12 protein-coding genes and 1 pseudogene are annotated in these 17386 nt (G+C 51.2%); 3 read left to right on the top strand and 10 right to left on the bottom strand.

Going from position 1 to position 17386, the window contains the following annotated elements; genetic code table 11:
• Positions 1-18: 18 nt before the first annotated feature.
• The 3 genes and pseudogenes from FHS90_RS09140 to FHS90_RS09130 all read right to left on the bottom strand — a co-directional run.
• Positions 19-294: a Txe/YoeB family addiction module toxin gene (locus FHS90_RS09140; RefSeq protein WP_182512816.1), complete on the bottom strand. Its 276-nt coding sequence runs from the start codon at positions 292-294 to the stop codon at positions 19-21.
• A gap of 2 nt (positions 295-296) precedes the next feature.
• Entirely contained in the window at positions 297-575 is a 279-nt protein-coding gene (locus FHS90_RS09135; RefSeq protein ID WP_182512815.1) for a type II toxin-antitoxin system Phd/YefM family antitoxin, read from the bottom strand.
• A gap of 237 nt (positions 576-812) precedes the next feature.
• A pseudogene (locus FHS90_RS09130) lies at positions 813-1026 on the bottom strand (hypothetical protein); the annotation flags it as partial.
• 145 nt (positions 1027-1171) lie between these two features.
• On the opposite strand from FHS90_RS09130, the gene FHS90_RS09125 reads away from it, so the two are divergent.
• Both FHS90_RS09125 and FHS90_RS09120 read left to right on the top strand, forming a co-directional pair.
• Entirely contained in the window at positions 1172-2620 is a 1449-nt protein-coding gene (locus FHS90_RS09125; protein ID WP_182512813.1) for an AAA family ATPase, read from the top strand.
• An 8-nt stretch (positions 2621-2628) separates the two neighbouring features.
• The gene (locus tag FHS90_RS09120; protein WP_182512812.1) at positions 2629-3507 is read left to right on the top strand and encodes a hypothetical protein; all 879 of its coding nucleotides are present in this window, start codon (positions 2629-2631) and stop codon (positions 3505-3507) included.
• Positions 3508-3589: 82 nt separating this feature from the next.
• Here FHS90_RS09120 and FHS90_RS22860 read toward each other — a convergent pair whose 3' ends face one another.
• Together FHS90_RS22860 and FHS90_RS09110 are read right to left on the bottom strand one after the other, a co-directional pair.
• Positions 3590-3799: a GNAT family N-acetyltransferase gene (locus FHS90_RS22860; protein WP_182512811.1), complete on the bottom strand. Its 210-nt coding sequence runs from the start codon at positions 3797-3799 to the stop codon at positions 3590-3592.
• 91 nt (positions 3800-3890) lie between these two features.
• Positions 3891-5435 (bottom strand): Fic family protein, encoded by a 1545-nt coding sequence (locus tag FHS90_RS09110; RefSeq protein WP_182512810.1) that lies wholly within the window; start codon positions 5433-5435, stop codon positions 3891-3893.
• A 272-nt stretch (positions 5436-5707) separates the two neighbouring features.
• On the opposite strand from FHS90_RS09110, the gene uvrA reads away from it, so the two are divergent.
• Positions 5708-8254 carry an excinuclease ABC subunit UvrA gene (gene uvrA / locus FHS90_RS09105; RefSeq protein WP_182512809.1) on the top strand — a complete coding sequence of 849 codons (2547 nt, stop codon included), beginning with the start codon at positions 5708-5710 and terminating at the stop codon, positions 8252-8254.
• A gap of 397 nt (positions 8255-8651) precedes the next feature.
• Here the strand turns inward: uvrA and FHS90_RS09100 are convergent, their stop codons facing one another.
• The 5 genes from FHS90_RS09100 to FHS90_RS09080 all read right to left on the bottom strand — a co-directional run bounded on the left by FHS90_RS09100 (position 8652) and on the right by FHS90_RS09080 (position 17169).
• The gene (locus tag FHS90_RS09100) at positions 8652-9728 is read right to left on the bottom strand and encodes a zinc-binding metallopeptidase family protein (protein ID WP_182512808.1); all 1077 of its coding nucleotides are present in this window, start codon (positions 9726-9728) and stop codon (positions 8652-8654) included.
• Between the two features lie 85 nt (positions 9729-9813).
• Positions 9814-10683 (bottom strand): transglutaminase domain-containing protein, encoded by an 870-nt coding sequence (locus FHS90_RS09095; RefSeq protein WP_182512807.1) that lies wholly within the window; start codon positions 10681-10683, stop codon positions 9814-9816.
• Between the two features lie 22 nt (positions 10684-10705).
• Positions 10706-11662 (bottom strand): alpha-E domain-containing protein, encoded by a 957-nt coding sequence (locus FHS90_RS09090; protein WP_066838553.1) that lies wholly within the window; start codon positions 11660-11662, stop codon positions 10706-10708.
• Positions 11663-11916: 254 nt separating this feature from the next.
• On the bottom strand, positions 11917-13512 hold the full coding sequence (locus tag FHS90_RS09085) for a circularly permuted type 2 ATP-grasp protein (RefSeq protein WP_182512806.1): 1596 nt from the start codon (positions 13510-13512) through the stop codon (positions 11917-11919).
• 789 nt (positions 13513-14301) lie between these two features.
• Complete coding sequence (locus FHS90_RS09080) at positions 14302-17169, bottom strand: outer membrane beta-barrel protein (RefSeq protein WP_182512805.1); 2868 nt, start codon at positions 17167-17169, stop codon at positions 14302-14304.
• Positions 17170-17386: the final 217 nt, after the last annotated feature.

Genomic DNA, 17386 nt, shown 5'->3' with positions numbered 1-17386 from the left:
AACGTAAAGGAGAATTGCTTATCTGGTGTAGTGGTAGCGGCATTGGGCTACCTCACATACTTGATTCATTCCTCTTTCTCCCACAATACGGTATACCAGGCGGTGTTCCTGGGTGATTCTTCTGGACCAAAATCCTTTAAGGCCATGCTTCAATGCTTCAGGTTTGCCAATTCCTTCAAAGGGAGTGCGTTGAATCACCTTTAAAAGGTCATTGATTTTAGTCACCATGCTTGGGTCTGTGCTTTGCCAATACAGGTATTCTTCCCAGGCTTGCGCGGAAAAAGTAATGTTCATGCCTATTCTGCCACTCCTGTTTTTGAACCTGGAAAGGTGAAAGGCACGGTCTCACCCGCATTCAATTGGGCAATAGAAGTTTGTAGTTTGTTGCGGTTGGCTTGGCTGGTGAGTAGATACTCGGTTTCCTGCAGGGCATTGTATTCTTTCAAAGAGATCAGCACCACCGCCTCATCATTTTTGTTGTTTCGTGGCACTATGATGGTCTCTCCAGATTGGATGACCTCATCTAAATACGCTTTGATTCTGTTACGCAGGCTGGTGATGGTAATTGCTTTCATGGCTCCCGTTCTTCAATTGAAAGATAAATGTACGAAAAAACCGTACATTTATATGTACAGAATAACGTACAATTTAGTTTCTGAGGAAACAGTAAACCCACTGAAGTAGAAGTCTTCAGTTTATGACCATGTTTGGTGATAATACCCTATAACAGGAATGATGGACGAGAACTAAAAATTAAAACGAATGCATATTAGAAGCCATCCCAAAAGTCATTTCCTCTGCCTATCTTCTATGGAAATGGTGCGGGCCGCCAACCGACGGGGTTCCAGCATGATGATTTTCTGCCCGGTCAGCCAGGCCTCATCTAAGAGGGCCAGCGGCAACAGGGTACTCTTGCCCGCCCGGCGGAGCGTTCACAATGAGCGTGTTCTGGGCGGCAAGGTGTTCCCGCACGGCAGGAATGATGTCCCGAACGGGCAGGTCTATGGTAAATGGGTCGAAAGGCAAGGGAAAAGTTTTCAATAATTTGAGTTTTATATCATAAAAGTAAGTGTTTTATAAGTAGTTTTAGATTTTCTTACTATCATCACTTTTAAAAAGATGAGAAAAGGTAAGTATTAAAGATACATTAGAATTAGAAGCTAATTAAAGGATGTTTAAACTAACTCTCAACAACTTTAGAGGTTTTAAGTCAGAAATTTTTGACTTTTCCAGATTAAATATTTTAATAGGGGAAAATAGTTCTGGAAAAAGTAGTGTTTTGAAATTTTTATTAGCATTAAAACAAAGCTTTTCTAGGACAAACCTTCAAAATTTTAATCTTACATTATCTGATGATTATGTTGATTTAGGTGATTATTCTGAGATGATTTCTGAGCATGATATCTCAAAATCTTTATGTTTTACCTTTTCTTTTAATAATTATTATGAATTTTTTACTTCTATTTATTTATCTCCATTATTCAATGTTGGGGAAGAAGAAATAAATGATAAAGATGTTGTAGAAAGAAGAGGTAAGCTGCAAAGTTTAATTCTTTCTTATTTGCCCAAGAATACTTCTTCTAATATAGATATAAGTATTGAATTAACTTCAGACTTAGAAAATCACAAGTCAATTATTATGTCAATTGAATGTGAAGATATAGGTAAAATAAATATTATTTATCCTGAAAACTATAAACCAATTGAGCAGTTTTTGAGTGGTTATCCAAAATGTTTAATTCAGTTTTGGGATATTAAAGGAAATTTAATTGAAATTCCAGATGTTGAGTATGAGAAAAAAGCGTTTCTTTCAATTATTAGAGTCGCAAGCTTTCGAGAAGAGCTTAAAAAGGTATTAGAAAGTGATGAGTTTTTTAGTCGTTCTTTTTGGCAACCGGCATATTTATTAGTTGTTCAAAATTATTTAGAATTTATAATAGATAAAATAGAATTTGTTAATCCAATCCACTCCAAACCGGAGCGATTTTATTTTGATAAAGATAAAAAAAGTGTTTATAAAACAAATGATATTGCTAAGCTTGTAGATTTAATAAGTAAGAAGAATTTTCCTCCAGAATTTATTGAAGATTTTTATAAAGTAGTAGCTGATTATGGAATAGCTCAAGGATTAGATATTACTGTAGATAATAAATTACCAGTTAAAGAATTGCGAGTGAAGATTAACAATCTTTGGAATAATATAACAGATGTTGGCTATGGTGTATCATTACAACTTCCTATAATATTTCAAGCATTTCTAGCAGAGAATGGGAATGAAAAAAAAATATTATTGATTGAACAACCAGAAGTTCATTTACACCCTAGATTACAGGCGAAATTTATCGAGACATTGGTAAAATTAGGGCAAAATAATATGTATTTTATTGAAACGCATAGTGAATATATAGTTAGAAAATTGCAAATTCTGGTCAAGGAAAAATCATATGGTTTATCCAGTAGTGATGTTTCTATCAGCTATTTGAGAACAGTTATTGAGGATGAACGTTCAAAAAGTGTAAAATCTAATCATTTAATAAGTGAGAATGGTAGACTTGTACCACCATTACCATCCTCATTCTTTGATAACTCTTATGAATTAGCCAAAGGGCTACTTGATTAATATTTGATATGAATTTGTTATTATTTAATGATATATATAGGTATTATTTTGACAACGTTTTAAATAATCCTATCAAGGATGAGCTAGGTAGATTCTTAGTAAGTATTTTTGATAATTTTATTGATGTTGAAAATGAAAATAAGATAGTTTTAAGTAAGCATTTAGCTGAATTGCTTGAAATTGAGTTTAATGATGTTCCAGTATATAAAGAATTTATTAAACATTTATTAGATTCAGGTAACTATTGCTCAGTTAAGAGTGGAAATGATGGCTTTAGTTTGTTTGAAGAATTAAATCATATTAACAAAATTCTAGGAAGTTATTCTTCTGTTTTATGTATAAATCGTCCTTCCACCCAGTTTGTTTATAAAAATTTAGCTGTTTATAATGAACGTTTGAAGCCAAATAATCATTGGATGTTTTTTGAATTAGCTAGATATTCAAAATTTAGTTTAAGGTACATTGATATCAATACCCCTAAAGAGTTGAATAATGTGTTTGATTTTATATTTGCACTATCAGAAGATAAACAATATGTTGTATTTGATAGGAATTGTAATTTCGAAGGTGATTTGTTTATTAAGCTAAGAAATCATAAGAGAAGAATATATTATTATACATTTGCTAAAAATAGAGTGAAACAATTTGAAATTTTTGATGATGCAAATGAATTTTTTAGAAGTGGTGTAAAAGTCTATACAACTAATGATTTACAATTAATCCATGAACGAAGGATATTTTTCGGAAATTTTGTAATGGATATTGACGAAGATTTTTGGGGGGTCAATTCAAATAAAACAACATGGAAGTTGGATTTGGAAAATAATGGGTCAATTGTTAAGGCTTTATTATTAAAACGTTCACAATTTAGTGAAGTAATTCGTTGATTTTTTTAATCTTAATTCTTGTCAGTTAATATTAAATTTTTTATTTAAAATAATTGGTGTTTTTGTTTGCCTAAACCAATTTTTAAAGCCTAATATTACTCTTCAAATACCCTTTTAATAAATCACACCATCCTAAGAGATTCGTTTTTTTGAACAGCATCTTGCCAAACGGGCACACCTGGTGGATTTTGATGTTCTGTTCCCGGGCATACGCTACGGCCGCCATGACCAAGGCATTTCCTACGCCTCTCCCCGAAGGGTACAGACTTGATTCTATTCGCAAGCTAACCATTCTGTTACAAGATTAAAATCCTGTTTTCGGCCTGTTTTTGGAAAAAGAAGCCAAAAACGGACAGACGTATTTAAGGGAGGTTAGATTTGCTCTATTCCTCTGGTTCAAAAACACGCTTATAGTGCGTTTCAATCTCAAGTACTTCTTCTGGCGTTAAGGCGGCAAACTCTTTGGCTTTGGCGCGGGCAGATAAAGTACCCTGGCCCTGTTGCAAAAACTGGATAAGCAGGGCTACGGTTTTATCGGGCATCTGGAAACGGTCATCTAGCCAGGCCTTTAGGCGGTCGTGTTTCTGGAGGTACGCTACTTCTTCGGGGATGATGTGCTGAATGGTATAGTCCACGCAATGGAACAAGAATTCCGCTTGCGGGGTGGCATCAAAATAGCGGTAATAGTCTATGGTCTCGTTGAGTACTTCTACGTTATGGTCTGGGGTGGTGCGCCATTGAATAAAATCCAGCAGGGGGTGCGAGTAGGTTTCCAGCACCTGCCGGTACGCGGCCATGTGCTCCAGAATAGCCGCCGACACCGGAAAGATGATGCCCTGCGGTGTAAAACGCATAGCTGCCAGCAGATGGTGCAGGAGATAGCGGTGCAGACGGCCATTGCCATCTACAAACGGGTGAATGAACACAAACCCGAAGGCCACTTGCGCGGCCGCCAGTACCGGGTGGTAATGGGCGTTTTCTAAGAGTTGGGCACTTGCCAGCAGACCTTGCATCAAGGCTGCCAGGTCTTGCCAGCGCGCAGAAATATGGTCGGGCAGGGGCTCGCCGGTGCTTCGGTCATGTTCCCCCACAAACCCGCCGGCGGTGCGGTAGCCCAGCGCCGTGAACCGGCTGTCGCCAATGACTAACTGTTGCAAGCGCAGGAGTTCGGCTTGGCTTAACGGCCGGGCACCCGCCTGTCCAATGGCCTGTCCCCACCGCACGGCCCTGGTTTGGGTGGGGCGCTCGCCTTCAATGCTAAACGAGGCCTTGGAATCTTTGAGCAGCAGAAAAGCCGAGGTACGCAGCAACACATCTTTATGCACCCCTTTGAGCGTGCGGCTGATCTTCTCGTCCAGTTTTTCAGCTATGTATTGTTCCAGGGCATGGGTTTTAGAAACCAACGGGCAGAAAGCCGGTGTGCCGGGCAGGTTGTTGAGAATACGGTGCCGGGCAGAACGGGTGCCCCCTGCTAACCCGTACTGCAGTTTCTCCTCCAGCAGCGGCACATAGTTCTTGATGGTCAGGTCTGGGATAGGCAGTTGTTCTTGCAGGAGCCATTCATACAGAAACCAGACTTTGCGCATGTACTGCCCCGTGTATTCTTGCTGGATCAGGGCCACCACCTCGGCTGGCCGAAGTTGTTGGAACAGCTTCTTGAAAAACAGCAGGTTGACGCCTTCATACTTCAGGGCAAACGTTAGATGACCGGCCAAAGAGTCTTGCGGGTGGTAAGCTGGCGGAAAAACGGCCCATTGGGCCTGGCTGTATTTGCGGTTCTTTCTGCTGATGATGGCCAATTTCACCGGAAACGGTAACGCCAACCCATAAAATTGAATAAGCGCCCCGTAGCCTACCAACATCCCCGGCTCCGGCGCGGTACGGCCATGAAAAACGAGTATTTCCTGAGAAATTTGGGTATGAGGCATGGTGCGTTCTTAAAAACAGGTCTGTCAAAGATAGGAAAATCAGGTAGAAGTCAGTAAAGTCAGGTTGAAATAAGTAAATGATGTTAAAAACAGGTACAGAATGTAGGTTGAACAGGAGACAAGCTGTTGCTAGAAAGTTCCACCGTTAAGTTCGTTCTACTTCATTCCGTTTTTGGCCTGTTTTCCGGAAATGAGGCCAAAAACGGAAATGGCCGCCTGCGTGAACTTAGGCCGGGTTTCCCGTAAAAGGGGAAGTTTCTCTAATTTCGGCCATGGCAAACCAAAATCCGCAGCAAAAGAATACCCACCAAGATTTCACCGGCTTCGTCACCGTTCGCGGGGCCCGCGAGCATAACCTGAAGAACGTCAACCTCACCATTCCCCGAGACGCGCTGGTGGTGTTCACGGGCGTGTCGGGGTCGGGGAAGTCGTCGCTGGCGTTCGGGACGCTGTACGCCGAGGCCCAGCGCCGTTACCTGGAGAGTGTGAGCCCTTACGCGCGGCGTCTGTTCCACCAGATGGCCGTGCCCGAGGTAGATGCCATTGAGGGCCTGCCCCCGGCCGTGGCCCTGCAGCAGCAACGCGGCACGCCCACCACCCGCTCCAGCGTGGGCAGCGTGACCACCCTCTCTAACCTGGTGCGCATGCTGTATAGCCGGGCCGGAGACTACCCGCCGGGGCAACCCATCATCTACGCCGAGGCGTTCTCGCCCAACACTCCCGAGGGGGCTTGCCCCACCTGTCACGGCCTGGGTCGCATCTATGACGTCACCGAAGAAAGCATGGTGCCAGACCCCAGCCTCACCATACGGGAGCGGGCCATTGCCGCCTGGCCCACCGCCTGGGGCGGCCAGAACCAGCGCGACATCCTGGTGACTCTGGGCTATGACGTAGACACTCCCTGGCGCGAGCTGCCCCAGAAAGACCGTGACTGGATCTTGTTCACCGAGGAGCAACCCGTGGTGCCCGTGTACCCCGGCTATACGCCAGAGCAAACCCGCCGTGCCCTGCAGCGCAACGAGGAACCCAACTACATGGGCACCTTTACCAGCGCCCGGCGGCACGTGTTCCATACCTTCGCCAACACCAACAGCCCCCAGATGAAAAAGCGGGTCATGCAGTACATGCTCCACACCGACTGCCCCACCTGCCACGGCAAACGCCTGAACCCCGCGTCGCTCTCGGTCACCTTCGCGGGCTATGATATTACCGAACTGTCGCGCCTGCCCCTGCAACGGGTGGCCGAGTTACTGAAACCGTACGCGGCAGCCTCCGCTCAAGGCAACAATAAACAAGCCACAGAACACCCGGAACAACTTATCGTGAAGCAGCGCATTGCGCAGGATTTGACCGCCCGCATTCAGGTGCTGCTGGATCTGGGCCTCGGGTACCTGTCTTTGGAACGAAGTACGCCTACCTTGTCGCCCGGCGAATTGCAGCGCCTGCGGCTGGCCACGCAGCTGTACTCGCATTTGTTTGGGGTGGTGTACGTGCTGGACGAACCCTCGGCGGGCCTGCACCCCTCAGATACCGTGGCCCTGCTCACCGCCCTGGCCAACCTGAAGAAAGCGGGCAACTCTCTGTTTGTGGTAGAGCATAATCTGGACGTGATCCGGCAAGCCGATTGGCTCGTGGACGTAGGCCCCGCCGCCGGCGAGAAAGGCGGCGAGATCCTCTACAGCGGTCCGCCCGAGGGGTTGCAAGAAGTACCTGATTCCCAAACCGCCGCCTACCTGTTCGGCACGGCTCCGGGGCAAATGCGCCCGCGCCGCACGCCCACCGGCTGGCTCCAACTCAGCGGCGTGACCCGCAACAACCTGCAGAACCTGAGTGCGGCCTTTCCGCTGGGCGTGTTTACCACCGTCACGGGCGTGTCGGGCTCGGGCAAGAGTAGCTTGGTGAGCCAGGTACTGGTAGAATTGGTAGCCGAACACCTGGGCCAGGAAGTTCAACCCGAGGAAGAAGAAGCTGATGCTCTGGAAAGTCCTGCCCCGCAGACCCTGGGCGGAAGAATCGTGAGCGGCATGGAGCACATCAGACGGCTGGTGCGGGTAGACCAGAAAGCCATCGGCCGCACGCCCCGCTCCAACATGGCCACCTACACCGGCCTCTTCGACCACGTGCGCAAACTCTTCAGTGATACGCCGCTGGCCAAGAAACGCCGCTATGACGCGGGCCGCTTCTCGTTCAACGTGGCCAAAGGTCGCTGTGAGAACTGCCAGGGCGAAGGCTTCGTGATGGTGGAGCTGCTCTTCCTGCCCAGCGTGTACGCGCCCTGCCCTGTCTGCCACGGCGCCCGCTACAACGCCCAAACCCTGGAAGTCACCTACCGCGATTTAAACATCGCGCAGGTGCTGAACCTCACCGTAGACGCTGCCTGGGAGTTTTTTGATGAAGAACCCGCTATTCACCGCGCCCTCACCGTGCTGCGCGAAGTTGGCCTGGGCTACCTGCGCCTGGGCCAACCGGCCACCGAACTTTCCGGCGGCGAAGCCCAGCGCATCAAACTCGCCACTGAACTGCAGCGTCTGTCAAGAGGAAACACGCTCTACATTCTGGATGAACCCACCACCGGCCTGCACCCGGCAGACGTGGAGAAACTCATGGCCCAGCTGGAAAAACTGGTGGACGCGGGCAACACGGTCATTGCCGTAGAACACACCATGCGCGTAGCCGCCGCTTCTGACTGGGTTCTAGACATAGGCCCAGGCGCAGGAGAGGAGGGCGGACAGATTGTAGCGGCCGGTACCCCGGAGGAAGTGGCGAAGGTGGCAAGCAGCAAAACGGCTCCGTTTTTGGCGAAGGAATTGGCAGGGTAGTCCAGAAGTTAGTTTCCGTTTAGGGGCAGTTTTTGCCAAAACAGGTCAAAAACGGAAAAGCGGCATTCCCTCTCCCCTTGGGAGAGGGCTAGGGTGATGGTATGGCGGTTCAGGTTGCAAAAGCTGGAGTTCCTGGCGCAGACGCTCGCAGGTCCTCCGGACGCTACGAGGTCTTTTGAGAATTGAGGTATTTTGAGTATGGCTGATGGTTGGGGAAAGAGAAGAGCTGCGCCAGATATTCGGCCTAGCCGAAGAAGGAGAACCATTGCAACCATACATGCTCTCTTCCGCTGACGCGGACAAGCCCTAGATAACCGTGGTGTCAACTTCCGTTTTTGGCCTGATTTCAGAAAATCAGGCCAAAAACGGAAAACCTTTTCTTTCTCTTCCCCCGGGTTTATTGCGCTTTTCTGTTCCGGGCAATGAGGTGGTGAATGTAGCGGAGCTTCTCCACCACGGGCGGGGAGAAGGTTTCTGGGAGCAGGTCAGGGAGGCCTAGGGCGCGGTTCACCTCGTTTACCTTCAGGCTTAGCTCAGTGTAGCGGCTCTGGATGGTTTCCAGCTGGGCCTCTACCAAATCCTTTTCTGGCAGGTGGAGCAGGTCGGTGTTTTCAGCGGTATCCAACACGGCAATCATGTCCAGGTACGTGCCCCAGGTTTCGGCAAAGTCTTCCCAGGGGTGCATGGTGGCATAGGCGCTGATGTAGGCGTTGGCCCAGTTGGCCTTGGGGCCGTTTTGGTAGTAGTGGTCCATGGCCTCTGAATAGCTGGGGTGCTCATGGTCCCCAAAGATGGCCTTGAACGCCGCTTCGTCTTTGTTCTGGATGAGCAGCTGCCAGTAGTAGTGCCCAATCTCGTGCCTGAAATGCCCAATGAGCGTACGCTGCGTCTCCCCAAAGGCTACGCGCAGCTTCTCCCGCTCCACGGGGTCGGCTTCCCGCAGGTTAATGGTGATATTGCCATCGGCGTGGCCGGTGTACACCTTCTCCTCCCTGCCCAGGCCCATCCAGCCCAGCACCGGCGACGGTTGCACATCTTCTTTAAAATCAAAGGTAAGCGGCAGTTCAAAGTTCTCCTCTTTGGAGCCGTAGGGCAGGCCCAGGCGGTCCAGCAGGTACAGGAGGCGGCGCTTGGCCACCTCCAGCTGGTACCATTTGGTCATGTTGCCGTCTATTGACAGGTCTGGAATGGTCTTGGTGAGCTGGCAGTAGTCGCAGAGGCACTGGTTGTTCTGCTGCGGCTGGCTCCAGGCTGCCACAAAACGGTTACAGACGTTGTAGGTGCTGTAGTTGAAGCACTTCACCAGCGTGGCCCGGCAGTCTGGGTTGGTGCAGGTGTAATGGCCCTTCCCGTCAGGCTCCACGGCGTGAATGCCTTCGCACACCGGGCACCACCCCACTTCGCGCTGACAGCAAACGCATTGGGAATTCTCAAAGTATAATTTGTTGCCACAGGCACAGCCGAACGTTTGCATAAGGAAAAACTAAGCGGTAAAACAAAGGAAGAAGGCGCGGCATCTGCTTAGGCAGATATGACCACACCTCGCCGAACTGGTGAGCTTACTGGCTGCTATACGGCTCCGGTAGCGGGATGATTTTCACCCCGTAGGTGGTGGTGTGCCCCCCGTTGGTTCTGAGCATGCCTTTGATGGGGCTGCAGTCACTGTAGTCAGACCCGTGGGCTGCTTTGATGTAATGCACATCTGCGAGCAGATTATTGGTAGGGTCAAACCCCTGCCAGCCAAAACCGGGAATATAGGCCTCAGCCCAGGCGTGCATGACCGCCGTGCCTGTGAGGTTGAGCCCCTGGTTCAGGTACCCCGAGACATACCGGCACGGGATCTTGTGCAGGCGCGCCACGCCAATGAACAGGTGCGTGAAATCCTGGCACACGCCCCGGCCCAGCTGCAGCACCTCATTGGCCGAGGTGCAGACGTGCGTAGGCTCGGGGTCAAACTCCAGCAACTGGTACAGGTGGTTGTTCAGCTGTTGCAGGTACTGGTACACGGTCTGGTCTTGTTGCCGGAACAGCAGCTGGGGGTAATGCTGTGGGTCAATGCGGGTGTAGTGCCCGGTGCTCAGAAACAGGTGGTGGTTCAGGTAGAAGCTGTGGTCCTGCAGATGTTCCTGTTCCTGGGCCACGGTCATGGTGCTGCCGTACGGAAAGAACGCGAAGCTCTTCTCTACCACGGCTCTCATGCAGAACTCAAACTGCGTAAAGGGGCGGGGGCTGCGCAGGCTGGTCACGTCAAAACCAAACGGATTGCGGTGGTGAAAGACCTCAGCGTCCAGGGAGTTGGAGAAGCTGCAGGTGCGTACCTGTTGCGTCTGGTCCTGGCAGGGCAGCACCAGAAACGAGAAGAAGGCTTCCCTTACCGTCTCTTCATAGCTATTCTGGGTCTGGTACACCACTTCATATACTGTCTTCATGGGCTCAAAGCCTGGGGAGGCCTCAATGGTATTTCAGGTATTTGACATCTAACTGCTGGGCCAGCTCATAGACCGCATCCAGGGTACGCTTGAGAAAAGGAGCCGCCCGGTCTTCCACCTCTTCAATGGTGAGGTACTGGAACCGGCAGGCCAGTTTCCCGGCCATGAACTCTATGGACTCCTTTTTGGGCTCCTCCTGCTGAAACGCAATTCCCTGAATGCAGTCACGCACGCGCTCCATGCTGTAGGCCACTGATTTGGGGAACTGGGTGTCAAAGAGCAGAAAGTCTAATACGTGGGTACGGGTAGGGCTGGTTTTGTGGCAGCGCATGTACATGTCAAACCCCTCAGTGCTCTCCAGGGTGGTGGCCCATTGGTAATTCTCCAGGGCGCCTTCCTGCTTACCGGCGGCCTCCAGCTTTTCAATGTCATGGAGCTTGGTCTGCAGAATCCGGATGACCTGGATGACCCGCTCCAGGTGTATGCCCAGCGAAATCAGCATCCAGACGTCATTGTGCAGCAGGGTGTTTTCTATGTACCCCTTGGTGATGTAGCTGTTCTCCTCAATGCGGCGGGCAAAAAACTCTATCTCCTCTGCCGGAAGCTCACCTGTCAAAGAACCGTTCACCTTGTGGTAAAACCGGTTAATGGCCTCCCACAACTCAATGGAGATACTGTCACGGGCTCCCCGCGCATTCTCCCTGATGCGGCCAATGTAGCTTAACAGCGAGAAAGGGTTCTCTTCTGAGACGGTGATGTAATTGATGACCTGGTTATCTTCGAGGGCTGGGTGCAGGGCTTTGTAGGCGTCTGTGCTGCCCGCCATGTCCAGGATTGATTCCAGTACAAAGTCCCGGTTCTGACCCAGCGGCGCATCTACTGAGGACACATATTGTACCCGGCTGTACCGGGCCAGGTGCTCTGCTCTTTCAATGTAGCGCCCCATCCAAAACAGGCTGTTCCCAATTCTTGAAAGCATATGGTAGTTAAAGTTCTGAGTCTTGCGTTCTGCGTCCTGCGGTTGGCAGGGGCTCTGGGTTATTTTTATAAAAATTTCTGGCAGGGCAACCCCTGGTGGTTTCTTTTTCACTGTGCAAGGCTTCAACCCCTGTTGGCTGTACGGGAGCAGAACTCCAGTAGGGCCAACAGGTCTGTTGCTACGCCTTGCCAAGTTTTCCGTTTTAGGCCTGTTTTCTCAAAAACAGGCCAAAAACGGAAATTGAGAAGAAAACCTTATTCAGGGTTCAAAGGACCCATGGTCATGCCTTCAGGGCCCATGGTCATGGTTTGGCCGTTCTGGCTCATGGACTGGGAGCCGTTGTCCTGGTGCATGGCCATGTGGGTGCCGTCGTCCATCAAAACCCAGGTGTCTTTGGAGCCGCCGCCCTGTGAGGAGTTCACAATGAGACTCCCTTTTTTGAGCGCCACCCGTGAGAGGCCGCCTTTCAAGACAAACTGCCGGTCTTTGCCCAGCAGCGTGAAGGTGCGGAGGTCTACGTGGCGGGGTTCAAACTGGTCTTCGCCCTCAATGAACGTGGCGTGCATAGACAGCGCCATAATGGGCTGGGCAATGTACTTGCGGCGGTTCTCGGTGACCCGGTGCCGGAACTCGCTGAGTTGTTCCTTGGTGGCCTTGTTGCCAATCAGGATGCCGTAGCCGCCGCTTTCATCTACGGGTTTCACCACCAGTTGGTCCATGTTCTCCAGCACGTAGGCCAGGTCATCCTCTTTTTCGCAGCGGTAGGTGTGCACATTGTTCAGGATGGGCTCCTGTTGAAGGTAGTACCGGATAATGTCAGGCACGTAGGCGTACACGGCTTTGTCATCGGCGAAGCCGGTGCCGGGGGCATTCAACAGGTTCACATTGCCTTTCTTATAGGCCGCCATGATGCCGGGCACCCCCAGCATAGAGTCTGGCTTGAAGGTCATGGGGTCCAGAAAATCATCATCTAACCTGCGGTACACCACGTCTACCCGTTTGGGTCCGTTAATGGTCTTCATGTACACAAAGTTTTTCTCTACGTACAGGTCACGGCCTTCTACCAGCGGCACGCCCATGGTGAGGGCCAGGAACGCGTGCTCAAAATACGCCGAGTTGTAGACCCCCGGCGTGAGCACCACGCAGGTAGGGGCGTCAATGCCGTTGGGGGCCACTGACTGCATGGTGGCCAATAGTTCCTGCGGATATTCATGCACGGTGTTCACGTTGAACTGCCTGAACAGCTGGAAGAGCGTCCGTTTCATGGCCACCCGGTTAGACAACACGTAGCTGATGCCTGAGGGGCAGCGCAGGTTGTCTTCCAGCACGTAGTACTGTCCGTCTCTATGTTTGATCAGGTCTGTGCCGGAGATGTGGTTGTAGATGCCGCCTACCGGTTTTATGTCCAGCATAGCCTTGAGGTAGTTCTTAGAAGAGAAGATCAGCTCTGCGGGCACCACCTTGTCGCGCAAGATGTGCTGCTTCGTGTAGATGTCTTCAATGAACAGGTTCATGGCCAGGCACCGCTGTATGATGCCTTCCTCCAGCCGGGCCCACTCGGAGGCCGGAATGATGCGCGGAAACAGGTCAAACGGGAAAATGCGCTCTACACCCTTGGCCTCCTCTGAGTACACAGAAAAGGTGATGCCCTGGTTGAAGAACGACATCTTGGCGTGCTCGTTCAGCTCCTTGAACTCATCTTTGGTGAAGTCCAGAAACTGTTGGAAGACGGCCTGGTAATGCGGATGAGCCTCCCCCGGATTCTGAAAAACCTCGTCTAGAAAGTGCGGGGGAATCTGGTAGTTTTTAAATACGTCACTTATCTGGTTCTGGCGCAGGGCAGCATCCATATCTGTTGGTCTAAAAAGTTATTGCTAAGTGATTCTCCATTGTTTTCAGCAGGAGGGCGGTAGTCTGCTCGTTCACGGTTCCTGCTGGCAGAAGGGAGAGTGCCCCCTCTGGGGGAAAGTGTTTTCCAGCACCGGCGACTTTGTAGCCTGGAGTTTTTTGCCTGGACCGTCTGTAACTGTTCGCCGCTGTCAACGCTTCCTTTCGCCTTCTAGGTCTCCTCTAAGATTGCACCTTACGGAAAAGACACAGGGCTTTGTTCACCCTTGAGGAAGATAAAATGGTACTTTAGAAGAAAAACAGTATTTATCTGAGCGGTTGTTCGTAATTACCGCAGTGATCCAGCCCCCATCTAGTATTTATTTCACCTGTTAGGGGAGGAAGAGCCGCAATAAGAGGACGCAGTCTTCACTAATTTCCCTGGGCAAGTCCTGGCTTGGCAGCCATTTGTTGAAGATGAAACTAAAAGCCATTGGCGCTGCCTCCTGTTTCTTCTGGGCCTTACTTTTTATGGCTAATTATGGCCAAGAAGGTAGTGCGCCTCAGTGGTGGCAGGGGCAGGGCTAACCTAAAAGTACCCACTGGTGGCTGTGGCGGCCTGAGGGCTTGTTTCTATGAAAGAAGCTGATGAAAGTTCTTCCTTTTCTAAGGTGATGGACCGGGACTGACTCTGGCATGGCGCCAGCGTGTGCTTGGGCCTGCGTTTTGGGGCTGTTTTCTGAAAAACAGGCCAAAAACAGAAAGACGTTTGGCGTCTGTAGCCAGCCGGGAGAAGGAACTACTACGGCTGTTTAATTCCTTCGCCCGCCGCCTTGCCGTTTAGGGCGGGGAGAGGCGGGGCTGTTCTGGTCTATTCCCTCGGTGGGGGTTCTTCTGGTGCGGGTGCGGTCCCTTTCGCCGGGGGCGGCGCCGTTAAAGGAGCGGATGTTGTAAGAGAACGTGAGCAGGAAGAACCGCTGGAGCACCGTAGACTGCACGTCTTGCACAAAAGCATCTGACAGCGTGCGGGACACGCTCACATTCTGGCCCAGCACATCATTCACGCTTAAGCTGATTTCGCCCTTCTGGCTCTTGAATACCCGTTTGCTCAGGCTCATGTTCAGCAGGGTGACGTGGGGGTTGATGCCGCCAGAGAGGCCCGCGTTGTACTGGTGGCTGAGTTCAGTGCGGTAAATCACGCCGCGCCAGAACTTTAGGTTAGCCCGCAGGCTGGAGTTTTGCGTGAAGAAGTTGTTGTTATTGTTGCGGTTGCGCAGGGTACTGGTAATGACGTTGTAGTTAGAGCGGGTAGAAGCGTTAAAGTCAACGTTCTCGCTAATATTGCTGCTCAGGGAGACCCCCAACCCGTAATTGGTAGAGGTAGAGAAGAACTGCTCACGGTTAAACAAACCCGGCGTCTTGTTGTACCCCACTGAGCCATTCACGCTGACGTTGGACTTAATGAACGAAACCGGCTGCCCGAAGCTCATAAACGCCCGGGTGCTCCAGCTGCCGTCCAGGTTGACGGGCCTGATGAGCTGCGCGCCCGTTCCCGGGTTTAACCCGGCTAGAAGCGGCTCGCTTTCCAGGTTGGTCTCAGTGGTGCTGTTGGTGATGTAGTCATCTGTTCTGGCGGCGTTCACAAAGAAGGTGAACACACGGTTGGTCTCCAGGTTAAACGAGCGGTAGCGCACATTGACCGTGTTGCGGTATTCCTGCACCAGGCCGGCGTTGCCCACCCTGAACCGGAGCGGATTGGTGTTGTCTACCACTTCCTGCAGTTGCGTGACAGACGGTGCGTCTACGTTGGTGCTGTAGTCCAGCTGCAGGTTCTTGGTTTTGGAGAATTTGTATTCCAGTTGTGCGCCTGGTAGAAAGTTATGGAACGTGCGGTCCATCTGGTAGGGGGCCGGGAACTCCTGCTGGTTCTGCAGATTGGCGTTCTGGTACACGGTTTCCAGCTGCACGCGCAGTTTGTCACTGTTGTAAAGGTAGCTGGCCTTGCCCTGTTGCCGCAGGTATTCGCTCTCAAAGGCATTGCTCAGGCGGGTGTTCAGGTGGGTGTAGGCGTTTTCTTCCCAGTCATAGGCCAGGCGCTCAGAGTCTTCCTGCCGGTTGCTGATGCTGTAAGACGCCTGCACCCGCGCCTTGGGGCCCACCTGTTCGCCCAAGGCCACGTTACCGCGCCAGGTAAAGCCGTTCCGGTCTGTTTGTATGTGCTGGTTCAGGTAGTTGCTTTTCTGGGGCTGCAAATAGTCAGTGACATTGGTGAGCTGGTAGTTGTCGCCGTCTGTAAAGGTCTTAATAGTGTTCAGGCCCAGGGTGATGGTGCGGCCGGGTTTGTTGAACCGGTGGCTGAAATCAAGGTCATTGCTCAGGTTGTAAGAAAGCGCCTCCTGGTTTGAAGAGTTGTCACGGGTGGTCAGCAAGGCTTGTTCATAGGCCTCATTGTCTGGGTTGCTGTCATAAACCGACCTGCTCACCAGCGTGGAATAGGTGTCATTGCGCTGCACCGTGATGCGGGGCCTGATCAGGAGCCGGTTCCTGTCATTGGGCTTGTAGTCAAACCTGAAGTTGAACTGGTGGTTCTCCTCCCGGTTGGTGTTAAAGCTGTTGTCTCGGTTCTCCTGCTCGTAGTACTGGGAATTGAGATAATCGCGGAACACAAAGCGGTTATTCTCGTTGCGGTTGTTGCTGTAGTTGTAATTGCCACTTACCTCAATTTTCTTTCCCCAGAGGTCTGTATAGTTAAAGCCCAGGGTGTTGGTGGTGGTGATACCGGCCCCCCCGCCACCGCCGCTGCCCCGGCGGCCGCGCATGCCGCCCCCCGGTGCCTCACCCACTGAGAAATCCTGCAGGTTAATGTTGTTCAACAGGCCGTTTACGGTCAACCGGCGCTCCCCTTTAAAAAAGTTGACGCTGGCCCCCGCCATGTATTTTTTATCAGGCCCCACGGCCGCCGCCACTTTGCCAAACTGCCCCGTGCGGCGGTTTTTCTTGGTGACAATATTGATGGTTTTGGCGCGGTTGCCGTCGTCAAAGCCGCTGAACTCGGCCTGGTCGCTTTTCTTGTCAAAGATCTCAATGTTCTCAATCACTTCGGCGGGCAGGTTGCGCAGGGCCGTGTTGGCGTCTTCACCAAAGAACCGCTTGCCGTCTACCAGTACCTGCCGCACGTCTTCGCCCTGGGCCTGCACTTTGCCGTCGGTGATGGTGACGCCGGGCAGCTTGGTCACCAGGTCTTCGGCGCTGGCGTCATCGGCCACCTTAAAGGCGGCCGCGTTGAACACGGTGGTGTCTCCCTTCTGGGTGCCCGGCGGCACCTGCCCCACCACCTGCACTTCCTGCAGGAGGGTGGCGCCCTGCTGCAAAACCAACTGCCCCAGGTGCACGGGCGTTTGCTGCACCTGCACTGCCTTGCTCAGGGGCGAGTGCCCCAGGTAGTTGACCAGCACTGCGTACGTGCCCGGGCTCACCGCCGGAAAACGGAAGTTCCCCTCTTTGTCTGTGCCCACGGCGGTTCTCACCGAGTCTGGCAGCCGGACCAGCTGAACCGTGGCTCCCACCAGCGTTTCTTTGTAGAGTGCGCTGCTCACCGTGCCCGTCACCGCCACCCCCTGGGCCCGCGCATAGGTAAAAGACAACAGAAAGAACAGGAGAGGGAGGAGGGGTGATTTCATGTCTGGGAGGTGCGTTTCCCCCTTTGACCTCAAAAGCAGCCGATAGTTTATTCGTAACTATTAAATTTCTGAATTACTTCGGCTTTGGCTCATCGGCAGTTCCAGAGAATAGGAACTGTTTCGCGTGATATATTCTGGTTATGGCGCAGGCGGAACTTGTGCCTGTAAGGGAAGTGAGTTTCTGTTTCCGGGCTGTTTTGGGGAAAGTAGCCCCAAA

This window comes from Rufibacter ruber (genome assembly GCF_014138425.1).
In the GTDB taxonomy this organism is placed as follows: Bacteria; Bacteroidota; Bacteroidia; order Cytophagales; family Hymenobacteraceae; genus Nibribacter; species Nibribacter ruber_C.
The sequence above is the reverse complement of the archived record's forward strand: the minus strand, read 5'-3'. Positions and strand labels throughout refer to the sequence as shown.

Bases quoted from the DNA above. Each gene is read 5' to 3' on its own strand.
- FHS90_RS09085 (WP_182512806.1), bottom strand. From the start codon at position 13,512: ATGGATGCTGCCCTGCGCCAGAACCAGATAAGTGACGTATTTAAAAAC.
- FHS90_RS09090 (WP_066838553.1), bottom strand. From the start codon at position 11,662: ATGCTTTCAAGAATTGGGAACAGCCTGTTTTGGATGGGGCGCTACATT.
- FHS90_RS09100 (WP_182512808.1), bottom strand. From the start codon at position 9,728: ATGCAAACGTTCGGCTGTGCCTGTGGCAACAAATTATACTTTGAGAAT.
- FHS90_RS09140 (WP_182512816.1), bottom strand. From the start codon at position 294: ATGAACATTACTTTTTCCGCGCAAGCCTGGGAAGAATACCTGTATTGG.
- uvrA (WP_182512809.1), top strand. From the start codon at position 5,708: ATGGCAAACCAAAATCCGCAGCAAAAGAATACCCACCAAGATTTCACC.
- FHS90_RS09080 (WP_182512805.1), bottom strand. From the start codon at position 17,169: ATGAAATCACCCCTCCTCCCTCTCCTGTTCTTTCTGTTGTCTTTTACC.
- FHS90_RS09110 (WP_182512810.1), bottom strand. From the start codon at position 5,435: ATGCCTCATACCCAAATTTCTCAGGAAATACTCGTTTTTCATGGCCGT.
- FHS90_RS09125 (WP_182512813.1), top strand. From the start codon at position 1,172: ATGTTTAAACTAACTCTCAACAACTTTAGAGGTTTTAAGTCAGAAATT.
- FHS90_RS09120 (WP_182512812.1), top strand. From the start codon at position 2,629: ATGAATTTGTTATTATTTAATGATATATATAGGTATTATTTTGACAAC.
- FHS90_RS09095 (WP_182512807.1), bottom strand. From the start codon at position 10,683: ATGAAGACAGTATATGAAGTGGTGTACCAGACCCAGAATAGCTATGAA.
- FHS90_RS09135 (WP_182512815.1), bottom strand. From the start codon at position 575: ATGAAAGCAATTACCATCACCAGCCTGCGTAACAGAATCAAAGCGTAT.
- FHS90_RS22860 (WP_182512811.1), bottom strand. From the start codon at position 3,799: ATGGTTAGCTTGCGAATAGAATCAAGTCTGTACCCTTCGGGGAGAGGC.